Here is a 19,823-nt window from a genome sequence, read left to right as displayed (position 1 = left end):
ACAGGGGGCCGCTGCGTCCCCCCTTCGACGCGCGGCGCGTCAATCCTTCGGGAACCATCACGAGGTGTTCACCACTGCGGACGTCTGCGTCGTCGGGTCCGGGTCGGGCGGGAAGATGCTGGCGCAGCAGCTCGCCCGCGCCGGGCGTCGCGTCGTCCTCGTCGAGCGGGGGCTCGTCGGGGGGTTCTGCCCCTACCTGGCCTGCGTCCCCTCGAAGTCGCTGCTGCTGTCCGCCGCCGCCGGGCTCTCCTGGCCCGCGGCCCGCGCCGTGCGCGACGAGGCCACCGGTGGGCGCGACGACTCCGCGGCCGCGGCGGAGCTCGCCGCCGACGGGGTCGTCCTCGTGCGCGGCACGGCCCGCGTCGAGGGCCGCGGCGTCCTCGTGGAGGGCGAGGGGGGCCCGCAGGAGGTGCGGGCGGGGACCGTCGTCCTCGCCACCGGCAGCACCCCGGTCCGCCCCGACCTGCCCGTCGACCTCCCCACCTGGACCTCCGAGGAGGCGCTGGCCGCCGACGAGCTGCCCGCCCACCTCGCCGTCGTCGGCGGCGGGGCCGTGGCCTGCGAGCTCGCGCAGGCCTTCGCCGGTCTCGGCAGCCGGGTGACGGTGCTGGTGCGCGGGGAGCACCTGCTCTCGCGAGAACCCGCCTGGGTCGGCGACCGGCTCGCGGAGGTGCTGCGCGCCGACGGGGTCGACGTGCGGACCTCCGCCTCCCTCGAGGTCCTCGCCGACCTCGACGTGGACCGGGTGCTGCTGGCCACCGGCCGCGCTCCCGCCACGGCCGGCCTGGGGCTGGACGAGGGGTGGCTGACCGACGCGGGCGCGGTGCGCACCGACGCGCGGTGCCGGGTCGTGGACGCCTCCGGCGCGGTCGTCGAGGGGTTCTCCGCCGTCGGCGACGTCACCGGGATCTCCCCCTACACCCACACCGCGAACCACCAGGCCCGCACCGTCGTCTCGGAGCTCCTCGGGCGCGGGCGCGACGCGGACTACCGCGCGATCCCCCGCGCCGTCTACACCCACCCCCCGGTGTTCTGCACCGGCGACACCACCGGCGGCGACGGGGTCCGCCGGGCCTGGTTCGACGTCACCGAGGTGGAGCGGGCGAACCTGCTGGCGCTCTCCGCCCCCCGCGAGCAGCGGCGGACCCTCACCGGCGGGGTCGAGCTGTTCGCGCGCGACGGCGTGCTCGTCGGCGCCGCCTGCCTGGGCCCCGAGGCGGACTCCTGGGGCGCGGAACTCTCCCTCGCCGTCCGCGCCCGCCTCGACGTCGACCTGCTCGCGCACCACGTGCGGGCGTTCCCGACGTGGTCGGAGGCGGTGTACCCGGCGCTGGAGGAGCTGCGGGGCTGAGGCCGCGTCAGGCCCGGTACGTCGCGACGACGGGGGCGTGGTCGGAGAACCGCTCCGCGTAGCTGGCGGCGCGGTCGGTCTCGACGCCCTGCAGCCGCGCCCCGAGCCCGGGGGTGACGAGCTGGTAGTCGATGCGCCAGCCGGTGTCGTTGTCGAAGGCCTGCCCGCGCCAGGACCACCAGGCGTAGGGGCCGTCGACGTCACCGGCGACCTCGCGCTGGGTGTCGACCCAGCCGAGGTCGCCGAACCAGTGGTCGAAGTGGGCGCGCTCGTCCTCCAGGAACCCGGCCTTGCCGCGGTTGCCCTTCCAGTTCTTGATGTCGCGCTCGGTGTGCCCGACGTTCAGGTCACCGGCGACGAGGGCCTCGCGGCCGGTCTCCGCCGCGATCGCCCCGAGCTCGGCGAACCGGACGTCCATGGCGTCGAGGAAGCGGTGCTTGTCCTCCTGCTGCGGGGTGCCGACCTCGCCGGAGTGCACGTAGGTGCTGACGAGGGTCATCGGCCCGATCGCGGTGTCGACGTCGACCTCGATCCAGCGCCCGGAGGTCTCGAAGTGCGGGTCGTGGGCGAACCCGATGCGGACGGCGGTGAACTCCGAGCGGGTGGCGACCGCGACCCCGGCGCGGCCCTTGGCCGCGGCCTCGGTGTGCGCGACGTGGGGGTACGACGGCAGCGCCTTGCGCAGTTCGGCGTCGGGGGCGCGGACCTCCTGCAGCAGCAGGACGTCGGGGTCGCGCGCGTCCAGCCACGAGTGCATCCCGCGCCGCACCGCGGCCCGGACCCCGTTGACGTTGACGGTCGCGACGAGCAGCTGCTTCTCCCTGGCCACGCCCGGGACGCTACCCGACCCCGCCGACGGGGCCGGGCAGCGATCCGGCTCAGCGCAGCCCGGCGGCCCGCTCGGCGGACTCGACCACGTTGGTCAGCAGCAGCGCGCGGGTCATCGGCCCGACCCCGCCGGGGTTGGGTGCCACGAACCCGGCGACCTCGGCCACGTCGAGGGCGACGTCACCGGCCAGCTTCGACTTCCCCGTCGCGGGGTCCAGCACCCGCGAGACGCCGACGTCGAGCACCGCCGCCCCGGGCTTGACGTTCTCCTTCGTCACCAGGCCCGCGACCCCGGCCGCGGCGACGATGACGTCGGCGCGGCGCAGGTGGCTCTCCAGGTCGCGGGTCCCGGTGTGGCACAGGGTGACCGTCGCGTTGGGGTGGCGGCGGGTCAGCAGCAGCCCGATGGGCCGGCCGACGGTGACGCCGCGGCCCACGACGACGACCTCGGCCCCGTCCAGGGGCACGTCGTGGCGCAGCAGCAGGTCGATGACCCCGCGCGGGGTGCAGGGCAGCGGGGAGGTGATCTCCTCGCGGACCCGCAGCACGAGGCGGCCCAGGTTCGTGGGGTGCAGCCCGTCGGCGTCCTTGTCCGGGTCGACCTGCTCCAGGATCCGGTTGGCGTCGATGCCCGCGGGCAGCGGCAGCTGGACGATGAACCCGGTGCAGTCGGGGTTCGCGTTGAGCTGGGCGATCTCGGACTCGATCTCGCCCTGCGTCGCGGTGGCCGGCAGCTCCACCTGGATGGAGGCGATCCCGACCTCGGCGCAGTCGCGGTGCTTGCCGCGCACGTAGCTGGCCGAGCCGGGGTCGTCGCCGACCAGGACGGTGCCCAGGCCGGGGACGACGCCGCGCTCGCGCAGCGCCGCCACCCGTTCCTTCAGGTCCGCCTTGACCGCCGCCGCGGCGGCCTTCCCGTCGAGGACCGTCGCGCTCACGCGAACGACCCCGCGGACGGGTACAGCGGGAACTCCGCCGTCAGCTTCGCGACGCGCGCGCGCAGCGCGTCGGCGTCGAACTCCGGCTTCAGGGCCAGGGCGATGACGTCGGCGACCTCGGTGAACTCGGCCGCGCCGAAACCGCGCGTCGCCAGCGCCGGGGTGCCGATGCGCAGCCCGGAGGTGACCATCGGCGGGCGGGGGTCGAAGGGGACGGCGTTGCGGTTCACGGTGATGCCGACCTCGTGGAGGCGGTCCTCGGCCTGCTGGCCGTCGAGCTTGGAGTCGCGCAGGTCCACGAGCACGAGGTGGACGTCGGTGCCGCCGGTGAGGACGGACACCCCGGCCTCGGCGACGTCGGGTGCGGTGAGGCGCTCGGCGACGATCTTCGCGCCCTCGAGGGTGCGGCGCTGGCGCTCGGCGAACTCCTCGGAGCCGGCGACCTTGAAGGCGACGGCCTTGGCCGCGACGACGTGCATGAGCGGGCCACCCTGCTGGCCCGGGAAGACCGCGGAGTCGATCTTCTTCGCGAACTCCTGCCGGGTGAGGATGAGCCCGGAGCGGGGGCCGGCGAGGGTCTTGTGGACCGTCGAGGTGACGACGTGGGCGTGCGGGACGGGCGAGGGGTGCAGCCCGGCGGCGACGAGCCCGGCGAAGTGGGCCATGTCGACCATGAGGTGCGCCCCGACCTCGTCGGCGATGGAGCGGAAGGCGGCGAAGTCGAGCTGGCGGGGGTAGGCCGACCAGCCGGCGATGATGAGCTTGGGGCGCGACTCCAGCGCGACGGCGCGCACGACGTCCATGTCGACGCGGAACGTCTGCGGGTCCACCCCGTAGGACGACACGTCGTACATGCGCCCCGAGAAGTTGATCTTCATGCCGTGGGTGAGGTGGCCGCCGTGGGCGAGCTCCAGGCCGAGGATGCCGTCGCCGCCGCGGATGAAGGCGTGCATGGCGGCCGCGTTGGCGCTGGCGCCGGAGTGCGGCTGGACGTTGGCGTGCTCGGCGCCGAAGAGCTCCTTGGCCCGGGTGCGGGCCAGCTCCTCGGCGACGTCGACGTGCTCGCAGCCGCCGTAGTAGCGCTTGCCCGGGTAGCCCTCGGCGTACTTGTTGGTGAGGACGGAGCCCTGGGCCTCCAGCACGGAGCGCGGGGCGAAGTTCTCGCTGGCGATCATCTCGAGGGTGTCGCGCTGACGCCCGAGCTCGGCGTCGAGCACGGCCGCGATCTCGGGGTCGACCTCGGACAGCGGGCGGTCGGTCACGCCGGAGGCGGTGGGGGTGGTGGGCAGGACGTCGGTCACGATCGCTCCTCGGACGGCGGCGGTGGTGGCGACGCGAGGCCCAGGCGGACGACCCCGTGAACGGCGGACGCCCCTGCGGGTGCCCGTGGCCGCTCCCCGGTGGTGACCCACCCTGCGCCAGTCGCGGCCACGGTCAGGTTAGCCCAGGTCGCGACCGCCCGGCCACGTCCCGGGAGCGCTCAGCGCGGGATCGCGGAGTCCAGGACGGTGCGCATCTTGGCCGCGGTCTCGGCCACCTCGGCGTCGGGGTCGGACCCGGCGACGATGCCCGCGCCGGCGAAGACGCGCAGCCGGCGGCCGCTGACCTCCGCGCAGCGCACGGCGACGACCCACTCCCCGTCCCCGTGCACGTCCTGCCAGCCCACGGCCCCGGCGTAGCAGCCGCGGTCCAGGCCCTCCACCTCGTCGATCACCCGCATGGCCGCGGGCCGCGGCGAGCCGCCGACCGCCGGGGTCGGGTGCAGGGCGGCGACGAGGTCGACGGAGGTGGTGCCGGTGTCGGTGAGCAGGGCGGTGATCCGGGTCGCGAGGTGCCACACGGCCGGGGTCGCGACGAGCTCCGGCTCCGGGGTGGTGATGGTGCGGCAGAAGGGCTGGAGGGCCTCGACGATGGCGTCGACGACGAAGGCGTGCTCGCGGCGGTCCTTGTCCGAGGCCAGCAGCGCGTCGGCGCGGCGGATGTCCTCGTCCGGCTCCGGGGAGCGGGGGGCGGAACCGGCCAGCGGGCGCAGCAGGACGCTGGGCCCCCGGCGGCGCAGCAGCAGCTCGGGGCTGGCGCCGACCAGCCAGCGGGCCCGGGGGTCGTCGGGGTCGTCGAGGGGGACGGCGAGCGCCGTCGCGCCGGGGTTGCGGGTGACGAGCTCGGCGACGAGGTCGGGCACCGACCAGTCGTCCAGCGCCTCCAGCTCCAGGGTGCGGGCCAGGACGACCTTGGCGACCTCGCCGTCGGCGATGCGGGCCAGGGCGGTGCGCACGGCGTCGGCGTAGCCGGAGGGCGCGGGCCGGGGGCGGCTGCGGGCGACGGTGACCTGGCGCCGGCGCGTGGCCGGGGGCAGGTGCAGGGGGCCGGGGGTGGAGGCCGAGGTCCCCAGCCGCAGGGCGCCGGGGCCGCGCAGGTCGAAGGGGACCGCGCCGGCGGCGATCAGCCCGACGGGCGCCCCCTCCAGGGCCGCCGTCGTGCGCCGCAGCTGCTCCAGCCCGCTGGCCCCGGGGACCAGGGGCCGGGGGCCGGTCTGCACGAGCGTGGACTTCTCGTTGGAGAAGACGGTGGCACCCGCCCGCACCGCGAGCGCTGCCGCCTCGGGTTCTGACACTCCTGCAGCCTAGGCTCCGTCCCGTGAGCACGCGCCCGAGGGTCCTGACCCTGTCCTGTCCCGACCGCCCCGGCATCGTCCACGCCGTGACCGGGGCCCTGGTCGCCCTGGACGCCAACATCACCGAGAGCCAGCAGTTCGGGGACCCCGACTCCGGGCTCTTCAGCATGCGGGTGGCCTTCGACGCGGCGGCGAGCGAGGAGGCGCTGCGCGCGAACCTGGAGGTCGTCGCGGCCCGCTTCGGGCTGACGTGGACGCTGTCGGCGGCCGACGAGCCGATGCGCACGCTGGTGATGTGCTCCAAGCAGGGGCACTGCCTCAACGACCTGCTGTTCCGGCACCGCTCCGGCGGGCTGCCGATCGAGATCGCGGCCGTGGTGTCCAACCACACCGACCTCGCGCCGCTGGCGCAGTTCTACGGGATCCCCTTCGTGCACGTCCCGGTGACGACGGGGGACGCGGCGTCGAAGGCGGCCGGGGAGGCCCGGCTGCTGGAGCTCGTCGACGAGCTCGACGTGGAGCTGGTGGTCCTCGCCCGCTACATGCAGATCCTGTCCGACGACCTGTGCCGCAGCCTGTCGGGACGGGCCATCAACATCCACCACTCGTTCCTGCCGAGCTTCAAGGGCGCCAAGCCCTACCACCAGGCCCACGCCCGGGGCGTGAAGATCATCGGCGCGACCGCGCACTACGTGACCGCCGACCTGGACGAGGGCCCGATCATCGAGCAGGAGATCGAGCGCGTGGACCACCGGCACACCCCGCCCGAGCTGGTCCGGCTCGGTCAGGACGTCGAGGCGCGGACGCTGGCCCGCGCGGTGCGCTGGCACGCCGAGCAGCGGGTGCTGCTGGACGGCAACCGGACCGTCGTCTTCCGGTGACGACGGCCCGGGCCGGTGACGGCCGGGGTCAGCGGCGCCCGCCGAAGCTGAAGGGGATCGGGATGGGACCCAGGCAGCAGACCCCGCTCGTCTGCGTGGGCAGCAGCAGCGCCACGGCCCGGTAGCAGGCCAGGAAGCGCACGGCGCTGGGGACGACGGCCCGCACCACCCCGCGACGGGCGACCTCCCCGCGCACGGCCGCCGAGCAGGAGTCCCCGCCGTGGGCGACGCGGTGGGCGCACTCGTAGCCCTTGCGCGGGGAGATCCGGCGTTGGTACGCCTCGATGGCGGCGTCGACGGCGCGGGCGGGGAGTCGGAGTGCGGACATGCCCCGACGCTAGGGACCTAGGCCTGGGCCCGCACGTCGAGACGCAGGTGCTCGGCGTCGATCGCGTCGGCGCGCCGCAGGTCCTCCTCGAAGTCGACCTCGACGACGTCGAAGGCGGAGATGTCCACCGGCGCGATGCGCACGCCCCGGGCGACGGCGAGCTCCAGCCCGCGCTCGAAGTAGTCCTGGTCGGCGCAGGCGCGCAGGCACTCCACGAGGACCTGCTTGTCGCGGGAGCCGATGTAGTTGATGCCGACGGCCTCGCCCAGCCCGCCCACGACCGTCTTCGACAGCTCGAGGACGAACCCCTCGGCGTCGACGGTGTACTTGACCTCCTCCTCGGCGACGGAGGCGGTGTTCACGCACACGAACGTCTCGTCGCGCGCCAGCCACGGCTGGGCGTGGCGCAGGATGCGCGGGTCGAAGACGACGTCGCCGTTGAGCCAGAGCACGCCCCCGGGGTGGGAGGTCTCCAGGGCCCGCAGCAGGCTCTTGGAGGTGTTCGTGGAGTCGAACAGCTCGTTGTAGGCGAAGAGCACGTCGGGACGCGCCTCCATGATCACCGTGGCCTTGAAGCCCACGACGACCGTGATCGGCACGTCCTCACCCAGCACGCCGCGCAGGTTGTCCACCTGCTGCTGCATGATCGTGCGCCCGTCGCGCAGCACGGTCTGGGACTTCGGCAGCGGCCGGCCGAGCCTCGTCCCCATCCCCGCCGCCAGGATCGACGCCTGCACGTTCATCGGTTCTCCTCTCCCAGCACCAGGTCCAGGACCCGGTCGCCGGCCCGGCCGTCCTCCAGGTGGCAGAAGCGCTCCTGGAACGCGGCGTAGCGTTCTCCGTACTGCGCGCGCACGACGTCCACGTCGCGCAGCGCCTCGACGACCTCCTCGCTGGTGGCCAGCAGCGGACCGGCGGCGATCTCCTCGAAGTCGAAGTAGAAGCCGCGCAGCACGCCGCGGTAGTGCTCCAGGTCGTGCACGTGGTACACGATCGGCTTGCCGGTGACCGCGAAGTCGAACTGCACCGAGGAGTAGTCGGTGACGAGCACGTCCGCGGCCAGGTAGAGGTCGCTGATGTCGGGGTGGAACGAGACGTCGACCACCCCGGGCAGCTCGGCGCCGGACAGCGCCGCCGACACCATGTAGTGCAGGCGCAGCATGAGCACCGAGCCCTCGCCCAGCTCGCTGCGGAAGCGCTCGACGTCGAAGCGCAGGGCGAACTTGGGGCCCTCGCCGAAGAAGTCGTCGTCGCGCCACGTCGGCGCGTAGAGCACCGCCTGCACCCCGTCGGCGATGCCGAGCTGCTCGCGCACGCGCGCCCGCCGCTGCGCGGCGTCGGGGGCGAGGAGCACGTCGTTGCGCGGGTAGCCCGTCTCGTGGACCGGGCCCGGGAAGCGGAAGGCGCCGCGCAGCAGCGGCGTGCTCGCCGCGTTCGGCGACAGCAGCAGGTCCCAGCGGGCCACGTCGTGGTCGAGGCGGTCCAGGCGGCCCTCGGGGGCGAAGAGCACGTCGCGGTGGATGCGCTTGAGCGGCGTGCCGTGCCAGGTCTGCAGGTACGTCGCGTGCGCCGGCTTGTCCCAGTCGAGGTCCAGGTGGGTGTTGGACACGACGAGGTCGGCGCTCTCCAGGGCCCGGCGGGCCTCGGGCGTGCCGAAGGGCACGGTCGCCGCGTCCGCGGGGAAGCCGTGCGCGTGCTCGGCGTCGGCGAGCCACACGTGCTCGTGCTCGGTCCCGGTACGGGTCCTGAGCGCCTCGTGCAGCGCTCTCGGGTTGTCCGAGTACCGCCCTTCGAAGCTGTGGTAGACGATCTTCACTGTGCACCTCGTGGTTGAGCGCGGGACGGCTCTGGCTCAACCGCTCGCAGGAAGCCGATGATGGCACGCTTCGGCCCGCACGCTCGTCACAACCAGCCCCGGCGCCGGAAGATCGCGTAGAGCGTGACGCTCAGGACGAGCATGAGCAGCAGCGCCAGCGGGTACCCGAGCCTCCAGTCCAGCTCGGGCATGTGGGTGAAGTTCATCCCGTAGATGCCCCCCACCAGGCTGGGGGCGAAGAGGATGGCCGCCCAGGAGGAGATCTTCTTGACCTCCTCGCTCTGCGCGTAGCTGGCCTCGGTCAGCGCGCGCATCTCCTCGTTCTGCCGCTGCCCCACCAGGGTCGCGTTGACGGTGAGGATGTCGCGCAGCTGGTTGCGGAAGTTCTCCACGCGCTCCGCGGCGAGGGTGACGTGGTCGGCGACGTCGCGCAGGTACCGCTGCAGCTCCTCGTCGACGCGGTACTTCTGGAACCCCCCGGTGAGGCCGGTGAGGATCGAGGCCAGCGGGGTGATGGCCCGCTGGACGTCGACGACCTCCTGGGAGAGCTCGTAGATGCGCCGCGACACCGTCGGGTCGCCGGTGAACACCTGCGTCTCGATCTCGTCGATGTCGTTCTCCAGGCCGTGCAGCACCGGCCCGTACCCGTCGACGACGGCGTCGAGGATGGCGTAGAGGACGGCCTCGGTCCCCCGCCCCAGCAGCTCCGGGTCGCGCTCCATGCGCCGCCGGACCGCGGAGAGGTCCGGGGACTCGCTGTGCCGCACGGTGATGACGAAGTCGCGGCCGATGAACAGGTGCAGCTCCCCGAACTCGACCTCCTCCCGGGCGTCGACGTAGCGGGCCGCGCGCAGCACGACGAACAGGGTGGAGCCGTAGCGCTCCAGCTTGGGGCGCTGGTGGGCGAGGACGGCGTCCTCCACGGCGAGCTCGTGCAGGTCGAACTCGGCGGCGAGGGCGTTCAGCTCCGGCTCGGCGGGGCGGTAGAGACCCATCCAGGCGATGCGGCCCTCCTGCTCGCGCAGGGACGCCAGCGTGCTCGCGAGGTCCTTGGGGGAGGCGACCCGCTCGCCGCGCAGGTACACGCCGCTGTCGACGAGGCTGCTGCCGCGGCTGTCGGCCCGGGCCGGGATGGCGCCGTCCTGGGCGAGGTTGCGGGAGGGGACCATGCCGCGTCGCCCCATCGAGGGCAGCGGCAGCCGGCGCCTGGCCATGACGTCCTCCTGGACTCGTCGTGCGGGTACCGGGACAGTGTGCGTCCCGCCGGACGGCGAACGGCCCCGCACCGGTGGGTGCGGGGCCGTCCGTGGGCGCGTCTCAGGCCAGGCGCGCGGCGAGGTTGTCGTCGAGGCTGCCGAGGAACTCCTCGGTGGTCTGCCAGGGCTGGTCCGGCCCGACGAGCAGCGCGAGGTCCTTGGTCATCTTGCCGCTCTCGACGGTCTTGATGACGACGTCCTCGAGGGTCTCGGCGAAGCCGGTGACCTCGGGGGTGGAGTCCAGCTTGCCGCGGTGGGCCAGCCCGCGGGTCCAGGCGTAGATCGACGCGATCGGGTTCGTCGACGTCGGCTTGCCCTGCTGGTGCTGGCGGTAGTGGCGGGTCACGGTGCCGTGGGCGGCCTCGGCCTCCACCACGGAGCCGTCCGGGGTGGACAGCACCGAGGTCATCAGCCCCAGCGAGCCGAAGCCCTGCGCGACGGTGTCGGACTGGACGTCGCCGTCGTAGTTCTTGCAGGCCCAGACGTAGCCGCCCTCCCACTTCAGGGACGCGGCGACCATGTCGTCGATGAGGCGGTGCTCGTAGGTGATCCCGGCCTCGGCGAACCTGTCCTTGAACTCGTTCTCGAAGACCTCCTCGAAGATGTCCTTGAACCGGCCGTCGTAGGCCTTGAGGATCGTGTTCTTCGTGGAGAGGTACACCGGGTAGTTGCGCGCCAGGCCGTAGTTGAGCGAGGAGCGCGCGAAGTCGACGATCGAGGCGTCGAGGTTGTACATCGACAGCGAGACGCCGGCGCCGGGGGCCTGGAAGACCTCGTGCTCGATGGGCTCGGAGCCGTCCTCGGGGGTGAAGGTCACCGTGAGGGTGCCCGCGCTGGGGAACTTGAAGTCGGTCGCGCGGTACTGGTCGCCGTAGGCGTGGCGGCCGACGATGATCGGCTTGGTCCAGCCCGGCACCAGGCGCGGGATGTTGGAGATGATGATCGGCTCGCGGAAGATCACGCCGCCGAGGATGTTGCGGATCGTCCCGTTGGGCGAGCGCCACATCTTCTTGAGGCCGAACTCCTCGACGCGCGCCTCGTCGGGCGTGATCGTCGCGCACTTGACGCCCACCCCGGCCCGCTGGATGGCGTGGGCCGCGTCGATCGTCACCTGGTCGTCGGTGGCGTCGCGGTGCTCGACGCCCAGGTCGTAGTACTCCAGGTCGACGTCGAGGTACGGGTGGACCAGGCGGTCCTTGATGAACTGCCAGATGATCCGGGTCATCTCGTCACCGTCGAGCTCGACGACCGGTCCCTGGACCTTGATCTTGGCCACTGTGCTGTCCCCTCCGACTGCGCTCGGCTCTGTCTCGACGTCAAGCTACCGCCCGCGCCCCGCCACGTCCGGTCGCGGGGTCGTGGCGGGTCCCCGGAGCCCGTACGCTGCGGGGCCGTGAGCAGTCTCGAGACCCCCCACGACCTGCGGACGACGGCGGGTCAGGTCGCGGCGCTGCACGACCGGACCCGCGCGGCCGTGCAGGCCGCCGACGAGCGCGCCGCGGCCAAGCAGCACCCGCGCGGCAAGAAGACCGCCCGCGAGCGCATCGCGGCCCTGGTCGACGAAGGGTCCTTCGTGGAGCGCGGCGGCTTCGTGCGCAGCCGCGCCACCGCCTTCGGGATGGCGGCCAAGCACGTCGACGGCGACGGGGTCGTCACCGGCTACGCGACGGTCGAGGGCCGCCCGGTGTGCGTGTACGCCCAGGACTTCACCGCCTTCGGCGGGTCGCTGGGCGAGGAGCACGGCGCCAAGATCGCCGAGCTGCAGGACTTCGCCGCCACCACGGGCTGCCCGGTCGTCGGCATCAACGACGGCGGGGGCGCCCGCATCCAGGAGGGGGTCGCCTCCCTCGTGCAGTACGCGCGGATCTTCCGCCGCAACGTGCACGCCTCCGGCGTCGTCCCGCAGGTCTCGCTGATCCTGGGGCCCTCGGCCGGGGGCGCGGTCTACTCCCCCGCCCTGACCGACATCACGGTCATGGTCGAGGAGACCTCGCACATGTTCGTCACCGGTCCCGACGTCATCCGGACGGTGACCGGGGAGGACGTCGGCTTCGAGGAGCTCGGCGGCGGGCGCACCCACGCCACCCGCTCCGGGGTCGCGCACCACCTGGCCGAGTCCGAGGACGAGGCCATCGCCTACGTGCGCGAGCTGCTGGGCTACCTGCCCTCCAACAACCTCTCCGAGCCGCCGCTGCTGGCCCCGGAGCACCCGCGGGACCTGCACGTCGACGAGCACGACCTGGTGCTGGACTCGATCGTGCCGGACTCCCCCAACCAGCCCTACGACATGACCGCGGTCATCGCCGAGGTCCTCGACGACCAGGAGTTCCTCCAGGTCCACGAGCTGTTCGCCCCCAACGTCCTCACCGGCTTCGGCCGCGTGGAGGGCCGCCCGGTGGGCGTCGTGGCCAACCAGCCCTCGCAGCTGGCCGGGACCCTCGACATCGACGCCTCCGAGAAGGCGGCCCGCTTCGTGCGGCTGTGCGACGCGTTCAACGTGCCCGTCCTGACCTTCGTCGACGTCCCCGGCTTCCTGCCTGGCACCGACCAGGAGTGGAACGGCATCATCCGCCGCGGCGCGAAGCTGCTCTACGCCTACGCCGAGGCCACCGTCCCGCTGGTCACCGTCATCACCCGCAAGGCCTACGGCGGCGCCTACATCGTCATGGGCAGCAAGGAGATGGGCGCCGACGTGTGCCTGGCCTGGCCCAGCGCGCAGATCGCCGTGATGGGCGCCCAGGGGGCGGTGAACATCCTGCACCGCAGCACCCTCAAGGCCGCCGCGGACGCCGGGGAGGACGTCGAGGCGACCCGGCGCGGGCTCGTGGAGGACTACGAGCTGCAGCTGGCGAACCCCTACGTGGCGGCCGAGCGCGGCTACGTCGACGCGGTGATCGCCCCGAGCGAGACCCGGGTGCAGGTCGTCCGGGCGCTGCGGGCGCTGGCCGCCAAGCGGGCGACCCTGCCCGCCAAGAAGCACGGCAACATCCCCCTGTGAGGATCGGAGACGGCGTGAGCGACCACACGGCCAGCGACCAGGGGGTGCGCGAGCTCCTCACCGCGCTGCGCATCGAGCGCGGCCACCCCGAGCCCGAGGAGCTGGCCGCCCTGACGGTCGTCCTCACCACCCGCCTGGCGCAGGCGCCGGAGCCCGAGGCCGCGGCCGTGCCGGCGCCGCGCTCGCGGTGGGCGGACCCCCGGCGCAGCCTGGGCCTGCCCCCGGCCCCCGGGCGGGGCAGCTGGCGGGCCAGCGCCCTGCCCCGCTGAGGGGTCCTGTCCGAGGCCCCGCCCACCGTCGTCGCCGTGGCGGCGCGCGGGGTTGGACGAGGGCGGCGCGGTGCGCTGCGTGCGCACCGCCGAGGTCGCCCACGGGCACCGGGCCGAGGTCGTCGTGGTCCGCGGCGACGTCCTGGCGTCCGGCGCGGGCACCGGGTCGCCGGCCGACGACCTGGACCCCGCGCAGCACCAGCTCACCGGCCCGCCCGCCACGGCGGGGTCGAGGACGTCACCACCGCCCGCGCCGCCCACGAGGAGCGCTGGAGCGCCCAGGGCGCCCTGGACCCCGCCCGCGGCCACCTCGACCCGGCTGAGCGCCGCCAGGGGCCCGGAGGAGCCGCTGCGGGCGGCGGTGGACCGGCGAGGTGTCCGAGCGGATGGCCCTCGCGGCGGTCAGCGGGGGAACTGCTCCCACTGCCACAGCATCCACGGGCTGAACGGCGAGGGGTCGGCGGCGACCTGCGCGGCGAGGTCGTCCAGGTGGACCCAGCGGAACGCGTCGACCTCCGCGGGGTCGGGGGCGAGCTCCCCCTCCCCGGGGGCGATGCGGGCGGTGAAGACGGGGCACACCTCGTTCTCGACGGTGCCGTCGTCCATGACCGCGCGGTAGCGGAAGCTCGGCAGCAGCGGGCTCACGTCGCCCACCTGGACCCCGAGCTCCTGCACCGAGCGGCGCAGCACCGCGTCGGCGGGCTCCTCCCCCGGTCCGGGGTGGCCGCAGAAGGAGTTCGTCCACACCCCCGGCCAGGTGCGCTTGGAGGCGGCGCGGCGGGTCAGCAGGGTGCGCCCGGCGTCATCGAGGATCCAGCAGGAGAACGCCAGGTGCAGCGGTGTGGTCCGGTGGTGGACCCCCGACTTCGGCGCGGTGCCGCAGGGCGTGCCGTCCTCGGTCAGCAGCACCACCAGCTCGGTGGCGGGGTCCGTGGTCGGGTCCGCGGTGGGGGCGAGAGTCACCCCCGCACGGTACGACGTGTCCGGGGCGCCCGCGTGCGAGGGACGCCGTGGCGCGGCGGGCCGTCCCGCGCCCGGCCGCGTCACGTCCCGAGCACGCCGCGCGCCCCGACCCGCCGGGGTCGGGGCGCGCGGGCTGCCGGCCCGGGCGGTGGCTCAGAGGTCCCGGGTGGTGGACTCCCGGGTCGTGGTCCGCGCGCTGGGGTCGGTGCTGGTGACCGACGTGGTGCGCCGCGCCCTGGGCCGGAAGATCACGAACTCCAGGACGAGGCCGAGCACCCCGACGAACATGAGGATGACGCCGATGGTCTGGATGTCGATCCCCGACAGCGAGACCGTCACGGCGAAGGTCAGGATCGCCCCGAGGGCGATGAGGAAGAGGCTCGTTCCGAGGCGCATCTGCTCAGGATCCTCGCTCCGGCCCCCGCGCGCACCCGCAGGGGCCCCGACCCGCTCAGGCGGGGACGGGAGCGGTCGCGGCCGCGACGGCCTCGTCCAGCTCCGGCCCCAGCTGCAGGTCCTCCCCGGCCACGAGCCGGGCCTCCAGCTCGCGCACCCGGGGGATGACGAGCTCGCCGAACGCCTCGACCTCCTCCTTGACGTGGAGGAAGGCCAGCAGCAGCAGGTCCACCCCCACCAGGCGGTAGGCCATGATCCGGCGGGCGACCTCGTCCGGGGTGCCGACCAGGCCGGTGCGGAACCCGTCGTTGTACTGCACCAGGTCCCGGAACTCGCTGTCGGCCCACATGCCCTTGCGGTCGGCCGTCGCGTTGCCGGCTTCCTGGACCGCGGCCCCGAAGCCCTCGACCTTGGCCACGTCGGCCTTGGCGATGATCTCCTCCAGGACGGCCTCGGCCTCTTCCCGGGTGTCGCGCACGAGGCCGAAGCCGTTGAGGGCGAACTTCACCGAGCGTCCGTTCCCGGCGGCCAGGGCGGACACCTCGCGCACTCCCGCGGCGGCGTCGGCGATCGACTTGCCGTTCATGAAGTACCAGTCGCTGACCCGGCCGGCCATGGCCTGCGCGGCGGTGGAGTTGCCCCCCTGGAACAGCTCCGGCTGCACCTTCGGCTGCGGGCGGAAGGTGATGTCCTCGGCGCTGAAGAAGTCGCCCCGCTGGGTGTAGCCGTCCTCGCTCCACACCCCCCGCAGCAGTTCGATGAACTCCTCGGACTGGCGGTAGCGCTCGTCGTGCTCGTGCCAGGTGACCCCGAGCTGCGTCGCCTCGTTCTTGAACCAGCCGGACACGACGTTCAGCGCGAGCCGGTCCTGAGTGAGTTCCTGCGCGGTCGCGGCGAACTTGGCGAGCACACCGGGGTGCCAGAAGAACGGGTGCACCGCGGCGATGACCTTGAGCTTCTGCGTGGCCAGCAGCAGGGCCAGGGAGAAGGAGGTCGACTCGTGCTGGGCGTCGGCGCCGTAGGAGGCGAGGTAGCGCACCTGGGTCAGGGCGTACTCGAAGCCCACCCGCTCGGCGGCCTGCGCGACCTCGACGTTGTAGGCCGGGTCGTGGCTGGTGCGCTGCTCGATGGTCGAGACGACGAGGCCACCGGAGACGTTGGGGACCCAGTAGGCGAACTTCAGGGGTTCGTGCAGGGACATGCGGGAGCTCCTCCATCGGTCCTGGCGGTAGCACCCGGGGGCCGGGTTGCTGCGGCGTCGTCGAGCCAGATCTCTCGGCCGCTCTGGATGGTCGGACCGAAGCGTAACCCGGCGGCGCTCAGGCCGGGGTCGGGACCAGCCCGGCCAGCACCAGGCAAGAGACGGCGAGGACGAGCAGCATCGCCACGTCCACCGGCCGGGAGCGGACGGCGAGCCCGCCGGCCACCCGCACCGGCAGGACGAGGCGCAGGACGGCGGCGACGGCGAGGTCGGCGCCGAGCAGCGCACCCCCCGACGCCGGCCCCGCGAGCAGGGTCAGCCCCAGGGCCGCGACGATCCCGCCGACGAGGGTCAGCAGGACGGCGTTGCCCGGGGTGGGGACCCGCTCGGGAGCCGGCGCCGGAGTCATGCCCGGAACGCTAGCGCGCGCGGCTCAGTGCGCGAAGTGCCGCGCGCCGGTGAAGTACATGGTGATCCCGGCCTTCGTCGCGGCCTCGACGACCTCGCCGTCGCGGATCGACCCGCCCGGCTGGACGATGGCGCGCACCCCGGCGTCGAGGAGGATCTGCGCCCCGTCGGCGAAGGGGAAGAAGGCGTCGGAGGCCGCGACCGACCCCGCGGCGCGCTCGGCGCCGGCGCGCTCGACGGCCAGCTTGCAGGAGTCGACGCGGTTGACCTGCCCCATCCCGACCCCGACGGACGCGCCGTCGCGGGCCAGCAGGATGGCGTTGGAGCGCACCGAGCGCACCGCGCGCCAGGCGAACTCGAGGTCGGCGAGGGTCTGCTCGTCGGCGGCCTCGCCGGCGGCCAGCGTCCAGTTCGCGGGGTCGTCGCCGTGGGCGTCGACGCGGTCCAGCTCCTGGACGAGGACGCCGCCGGAGACCGGGCGCCACTCCCGCGCGCCGCGGCCGTAGCCCTCGGGCAGCTGCAGCAGGCGGATGTTCTTCTTGGCCCGCAGGGTCTCCAGCGCCTCGGGTTCGAAGCCGGGGGCGATGACGACCTCGGTGAACACGTCGGCGACCTGGGCGGCCATCGCGGCGGTCACGACGCGGTTGGCGGCGATGACCCCGCCGAAGGCGGACACCGGGTCGCAGGCGTGGGCCTTGGCATGGGCGTCGGCGACGTCGGTGCCGGTGGCGATGCCGCAGGGGTTGGCGTGCTTGATGACGGCGACGGCGGGGCCGTCGAGGTCGTGGGCGGCGCGCAGGGCGGCGTCGGCGTCGACGTAGTTGTTGTAGGACATGGCCTTGCCGTGCAGCTGGACGGCCTGCGCGATGCCCGGGGCGGCGGTCGGGTCGACGTAGACGGCGGCCTGCTGGTGGGGGTTCTCGCCGTAGCGCAGGACGTCGGCGCGTTCCAGGGCGACGCCGGTGACCGCGGGCCAGCCGCCGTCCTCCTCGCTCAGGGTCTGCTCGGCGAACCACCCGGCGACGGCGGTGTCGTAGGCCGCGGTGTGCGCGAACGCGGCGGCGGCCAGCCGCTTGCGGGCGGGCAGGTCGAACCCGCCGGCGGCGACGGCGTCCAGGACGTCGCCGTAGCGGGCGGGGTCGACGACGACGGCGACGCTGGGGTGGTTCTTGGCCGCGGCGCGGACCATCGAGGGGCCGCCGATGTCGATCTGCTCGACGACGTCGTCGTAGCCGGCGCCGGAGGCGACGGTCGCGGCGAAGGGGTAGAGGTTCACGACGACGAGGTCGAAGGGCTCGACGTCGAGCTCGGCGAGCTGGCGGACGTGGTCGGGCAGGCGGCGGTCGGCGAGGATGCCGGCGTGGACGCGCGGGTGCAGCGTCTTGACCCGCCCGTCGAGGCACTCGGGGAAGCCGGTGAGGTCCTCCACCGGGGTGACCGGGACACCGGCGGCGGCGATGCGGGCGGCGGTGGAGCCGGTGGAGACGAGCGCGACGCCGGCGGCGTGCAGCCCCTGGGCGAGTTCCTCCAGGCCGGTCTTGTCGTAGACGCTGACCAGCGCGCGCTTGACGGGGACGCGGGCCTCGGGGGTCTCCTGTGCCATCAGCGGGGTGCCGTCCTCTCGGGGGTGGGGGTGGGGAGCGAGCGGGCCAGCCGGCCCACGACGTCGACGAGCAGGGCGCGCTCGTGGGTCTTGATGCGTTCGTGCAGCGTCGCCTCGTCGTCGTCGTCGAGGACGCGCACGGCCACCTGGTCCAGGATCGGGCCGGTGTCGACGCCGGCGTCGACGAGGTGGACGGTGCAGCCGGTGACCTTCACCCCGTGGGCGAGGGCGTCGCGGACGCCGTGCGCGCCGGGGAAGGAGGGCAGCAGCGCGGGGTGGGTGTTGACCAGCCGCCCGCCGAAGGCCTCGACCACCGGCGCCCCGAGGATGCGCATGAACCCGGCGAGGACGACGAGGTCGGGTTCGCGGCGGGCGATCTCGGCGGCGAGGGCGGTGTCCCAGGCGGGGCGGTCGGCGAAGTCGCGGGGGCTGACGGTGAACGTCTCGACCCCGGCGGCGGCGGCCCGGTCCAGGGCGGTCACGGCGGGCTTGTCGGAGCCGACAGCCACGACCCGCCAGGCCGGGTCGGCGGCGTCGAGGAGGGCCTGCAGGGTCGACCCGGATCCGGAGGCGAGGACGACCACTCGTGCGGGCACGTGGCGAGACTCTAGCCGCCGCGGGGGCGGTCCCGGAACGACGCGGACGGGGACGGCGGTGGAGGACGGCGGCCGCCGGCGGCCCGGGAGCGCGGGCGCTACTCCCCGAGCAGCTTGCGCGGGGGCCCGTCGCCGCTGTCGGGGAGGGTGACGACGAGGGTCGTCCCGCGCCAGGCCCGCCAGGCCCGGCCGAGGAGGACGGCCAGCAGCGCCCCGGCAGCGACCTCGCCGCCGGCGGCGGCGCCGGTGAGCAGGGCGTGGGGCCCGAGGTCGCTCATCCGGCCGTGCCCGGCGGGGCCGCCGGCGAAGGCGGCCAGGGCGGCGACCAGCAGGCCGCTCAGCGCCCCGGTCACCAGCGCGGCGGCGCAGCGGCGCAGCACGCCGCCCGCGGGGCGGGTGCGGCGGGCGTGCAGGGTCCACGCGGCGGCCCCGAGGAGGACGGGGAGCACCACGGCGGCCCAGGCCAGCACCGGCGTCGGGCCGAGGGTGGGCAGGGCGCCGAGGACGGGGAGGGTGGGCAGGGTGTCGAGGGTCGTGGCCCCCGGCGCCACCGAGGTCCCGGTGCCGACGGCGAAGCCGACGCCGGTGGCCCAGGCCAGTCCCCACACCGCCAGGGTCGGCAGCAGCAGCACCTGGGCGAGGGTCAGCAGCGCGCCCCCGACGAGGCCGGGGTCTAGCGCCTCGTGCAGGGCGAGGACCTCGGCGCGGCCGTGGACCAGGGCGGCGGTGACGAGGAGGGCGCCGACGGCGAGGAGGCCGGCGACGGCGCTCAGCGCGGGCCGCAGCGCGGTGGTGACGACGCCGGGGACGGCGACGGGCAGCGGGGGCCGGTGCGCCCGCAGCGCCCAGGCGCCGCCGATCCCGGCGACGAGGCACCCCCCGAGCAGCGAGGCCGGCGGCGAGGCGGCCCCCACCCCGCTGCGGGAGACCAGCGCGAGGAGCAGGGCGAGGACGCCGTACCCGGCGGTGAAGACGCCCAGGCCCCGCCAGAAGGGGACGTCGCGCCCGGCCTCGGCCTGGTCGCGCAGCCACATCCGCACCGCCCGGTGGGCCGAGGCCGCGGCCAGCGCGGTGATCCCCAGGGGGGCGATCCCGACGGTCCCGCCCACGACGGCCACGGCGCTGCCGTGCCCGAGGAGCCACAGGTCGGCCCCCACGCGGGCGACGGCGGCCAGGGAGGAGGTGGAGCGCACCGAGGCCATCCACCCCACGACGCACACCGCGACGATCGGCACGAGCAGCGTCAGCACGGCGCGCAGGGACGCGGTGAGCAGGGGCAGCAGGTCGGCGGCGGTGGGGCCGGCGGGTCGCCGGGTGGACCCGCCGGCGGGCTTGCCGGTGGAGGGGCTGGTTGCGCTGGACATCCCCGCGATCGTC

The 19,823-nt window shown here is 74.4% G+C and carries 20 protein-coding genes and 2 riboswitches; of the genes, 4 read left to right on the top strand and 16 right to left on the bottom strand.

Translation table 11 applies throughout. The features are described 5' to 3' along the window. Positions 1–64 precede the first annotated feature (64 nt). Positions 65–1,351 carry a dihydrolipoyl dehydrogenase family protein gene (locus tag KRAD_RS13990; protein ID WP_012086273.1) on the top strand — a complete coding sequence of 429 codons (1,287 nt, stop codon included), beginning with the start codon at positions 65–67 and terminating at the stop codon, positions 1,349–1,351. A 7-nt stretch (positions 1,352–1,358) separates the two neighbouring features. Here KRAD_RS13990 and KRAD_RS13985 read toward each other — a convergent pair whose 3' ends face one another. The 4 genes from KRAD_RS13985 to KRAD_RS13970 form a co-directional block, all read right to left on the bottom strand. Then, positions 1,359–2,180, bottom strand: coding sequence for an exodeoxyribonuclease III (locus KRAD_RS13985; protein WP_012086272.1), 822 nt, complete (start codon positions 2,178–2,180; stop codon positions 1,359–1,361). 49 nt (positions 2,181–2,229) lie between these two features. Beyond that, positions 2,230–3,117, bottom strand: a complete 888-nt coding sequence (locus tag KRAD_RS13980; protein WP_012086271.1) for a bifunctional methylenetetrahydrofolate dehydrogenase/methenyltetrahydrofolate cyclohydrolase — start codon at positions 3,115–3,117, stop codon at positions 2,230–2,232. Further along, entirely contained in the window at positions 3,114–4,418 is a 1,305-nt protein-coding gene (gene glyA, locus KRAD_RS13975) for a serine hydroxymethyltransferase (protein ID WP_012086270.1), read from the bottom strand. Before glyA ends, KRAD_RS13980 begins: the two co-directional genes overlap by 4 nt. 31 nt (positions 4,419–4,449) lie before the next feature. Then, a riboswitch (ZMP/ZTP riboswitch) is annotated at positions 4,450–4,553 on the bottom strand. Positions 4,554–4,597: 44 nt separating this feature from the next. Next, complete coding sequence (locus KRAD_RS13970) at positions 4,598–5,731, bottom strand: isochorismate synthase (RefSeq protein WP_012086269.1); 1,134 nt, start codon at positions 5,729–5,731, stop codon at positions 4,598–4,600. Positions 5,732–5,754: 23 nt separating this feature from the next. Between KRAD_RS13970 and purU the strand changes: the two genes are divergently transcribed. Then, the gene (purU, locus tag KRAD_RS13965; RefSeq protein ID WP_012086268.1) at positions 5,755–6,612 is read left to right on the top strand and encodes a formyltetrahydrofolate deformylase; all 858 of its coding nucleotides are present in this window, start codon (positions 5,755–5,757) and stop codon (positions 6,610–6,612) included. 28 nt (positions 6,613–6,640) lie between these two features. On the opposite strand, the gene yidD is transcribed toward purU, so the two are convergent. The 5 genes from yidD to KRAD_RS13940 all read right to left on the bottom strand — a co-directional run bounded on the left by yidD (position 6,641) and on the right by KRAD_RS13940 (position 11,288). After that, a complete protein-coding gene (yidD, locus tag KRAD_RS13960; RefSeq protein WP_012086267.1) occupies positions 6,641–6,940 on the bottom strand; it encodes a membrane protein insertion efficiency factor YidD in 300 nt (99 codons plus the stop codon). Between the two features lie 17 nt (positions 6,941–6,957). After that, entirely contained in the window at positions 6,958–7,683 is a 726-nt protein-coding gene (locus tag KRAD_RS13955) for a phosphocholine cytidylyltransferase family protein (RefSeq protein ID WP_012086266.1), read from the bottom strand. Beyond that, positions 7,680–8,756, bottom strand: coding sequence for a CDP-glycerol glycerophosphotransferase family protein (locus KRAD_RS13950; RefSeq protein WP_012086265.1), 1,077 nt, complete (start codon positions 8,754–8,756; stop codon positions 7,680–7,682). Before KRAD_RS13950 ends, KRAD_RS13955 begins: the two co-directional genes overlap by 4 nt. A gap of 86 nt (positions 8,757–8,842) precedes the next feature. Next, positions 8,843–9,970: a magnesium and cobalt transport protein CorA gene (locus KRAD_RS13945; protein ID WP_012086264.1), complete on the bottom strand. Its 1,128-nt coding sequence runs from the start codon at positions 9,968–9,970 to the stop codon at positions 8,843–8,845. 103 nt (positions 9,971–10,073) lie between these two features. Next, positions 10,074–11,288 carry an NADP-dependent isocitrate dehydrogenase gene (locus KRAD_RS13940; RefSeq protein WP_012086263.1) on the bottom strand — a complete coding sequence of 405 codons (1,215 nt, stop codon included), beginning with the start codon at positions 11,286–11,288 and terminating at the stop codon, positions 10,074–10,076. Between the two features lie 117 nt (positions 11,289–11,405). Here KRAD_RS13940 and KRAD_RS13935 point away from each other — a divergent pair, with 117 nt between their 5' ends. Together KRAD_RS13935 and KRAD_RS13930 are read left to right on the top strand one after the other, a co-directional pair. After that, positions 11,406–13,010 (top strand): acyl-CoA carboxylase subunit beta, encoded by a 1,605-nt coding sequence (locus tag KRAD_RS13935; protein WP_012086262.1) that lies wholly within the window; start codon positions 11,406–11,408, stop codon positions 13,008–13,010. Positions 13,011–13,024: 14 nt separating this feature from the next. Next, positions 13,025–13,279: an acyl-CoA carboxylase subunit epsilon gene (locus KRAD_RS13930; RefSeq protein WP_157873600.1), complete on the top strand. Its 255-nt coding sequence runs from the start codon at positions 13,025–13,027 to the stop codon at positions 13,277–13,279. A gap of 402 nt (positions 13,280–13,681) precedes the next feature. Here the strand turns inward: KRAD_RS13930 and idi are convergent, their stop codons facing one another. The 7 genes from idi to KRAD_RS13895 form a co-directional block, all read right to left on the bottom strand. After that, positions 13,682–14,242, bottom strand: a complete 561-nt coding sequence (gene idi, locus KRAD_RS13925) for an isopentenyl-diphosphate Delta-isomerase (RefSeq protein ID WP_012086260.1) — start codon at positions 14,240–14,242, stop codon at positions 13,682–13,684. 153 nt (positions 14,243–14,395) lie between these two features. Then, entirely contained in the window at positions 14,396–14,638 is a 243-nt protein-coding gene (locus KRAD_RS13920; RefSeq protein WP_012086259.1) for a DUF6458 family protein, read from the bottom strand. A 55-nt stretch (positions 14,639–14,693) separates the two neighbouring features. After that, positions 14,694–15,839, bottom strand: a complete 1,146-nt coding sequence (sfnG, locus tag KRAD_RS13915) for a dimethylsulfone monooxygenase SfnG (protein ID WP_012086258.1) — start codon at positions 15,837–15,839, stop codon at positions 14,694–14,696. A gap of 9 nt (positions 15,840–15,848) precedes the next feature. Then, a riboswitch (SAM riboswitch) is annotated at positions 15,849–15,933 on the bottom strand. Between the two features lie 24 nt (positions 15,934–15,957). Further along, positions 15,958–16,248: a DUF3017 domain-containing protein gene (locus KRAD_RS13910; protein WP_012086257.1), complete on the bottom strand. Its 291-nt coding sequence runs from the start codon at positions 16,246–16,248 to the stop codon at positions 15,958–15,960. 24 nt (positions 16,249–16,272) lie between these two features. Next, entirely contained in the window at positions 16,273–17,850 is a 1,578-nt protein-coding gene (purH, locus tag KRAD_RS13905) for a bifunctional phosphoribosylaminoimidazolecarboxamide formyltransferase/IMP cyclohydrolase (RefSeq protein ID WP_012086255.1), read from the bottom strand. Further along, the gene (purN, locus tag KRAD_RS13900) at positions 17,850–18,446 is read right to left on the bottom strand and encodes a phosphoribosylglycinamide formyltransferase (RefSeq protein WP_012086254.1); all 597 of its coding nucleotides are present in this window, start codon (positions 18,444–18,446) and stop codon (positions 17,850–17,852) included. The genes purH and purN overlap by 1 nt, the downstream gene beginning before the upstream one ends. Positions 18,447–18,544: 98 nt before the next feature. Then, positions 18,545–19,810: a cell division protein PerM gene (locus KRAD_RS13895; protein ID WP_012086253.1), complete on the bottom strand. Its 1,266-nt coding sequence runs from the start codon at positions 19,808–19,810 to the stop codon at positions 18,545–18,547. Positions 19,811–19,823 lie beyond the last annotated feature (13 nt).

This window comes from Kineococcus radiotolerans SRS30216 = ATCC BAA-149, assembly GCF_000017305.1.
GTDB lineage: Bacteria > Actinomycetota > Actinomycetes > Actinomycetales > Kineococcaceae > Kineococcus > Kineococcus radiotolerans.
Note: the sequence above shows the minus strand (reverse complement) of the source record. Positions and strands in the feature narration are given on the sequence as shown.

What these genes read in the sequence shown, in the direction of transcription:
- KRAD_RS13895 (WP_012086253.1), bottom strand. Translation starts at nt 19,810, where the DNA reads ATGTCCAGCGCAACCAGCCCCTCCACCGGCAAGCCCGCCGGCGGGTCC.
- KRAD_RS13910 (WP_012086257.1), bottom strand. Translation starts at nt 16,248, where the DNA reads ATGACTCCGGCGCCGGCTCCCGAGCGGGTCCCCACCCCGGGCAACGCC.
- KRAD_RS13945 (WP_012086264.1), bottom strand. Translation starts at nt 9,970, where the DNA reads ATGGCCAGGCGCCGGCTGCCGCTGCCCTCGATGGGGCGACGCGGCATG.
- KRAD_RS13955 (WP_012086266.1), bottom strand. Translation starts at nt 7,683, where the DNA reads ATGAACGTGCAGGCGTCGATCCTGGCGGCGGGGATGGGGACGAGGCTC.
- yidD (WP_012086267.1), bottom strand. Translation starts at nt 6,940, where the DNA reads ATGTCCGCACTCCGACTCCCCGCCCGCGCCGTCGACGCCGCCATCGAG.
- sfnG (WP_012086258.1), bottom strand. Translation starts at nt 15,839, where the DNA reads ATGTCCCTGCACGAACCCCTGAAGTTCGCCTACTGGGTCCCCAACGTC.
- KRAD_RS13920 (WP_012086259.1), bottom strand. Translation starts at nt 14,638, where the DNA reads ATGCGCCTCGGAACGAGCCTCTTCCTCATCGCCCTCGGGGCGATCCTG.
- purH (WP_012086255.1), bottom strand. Translation starts at nt 17,850, where the DNA reads ATGGCACAGGAGACCCCCGAGGCCCGCGTCCCCGTCAAGCGCGCGCTG.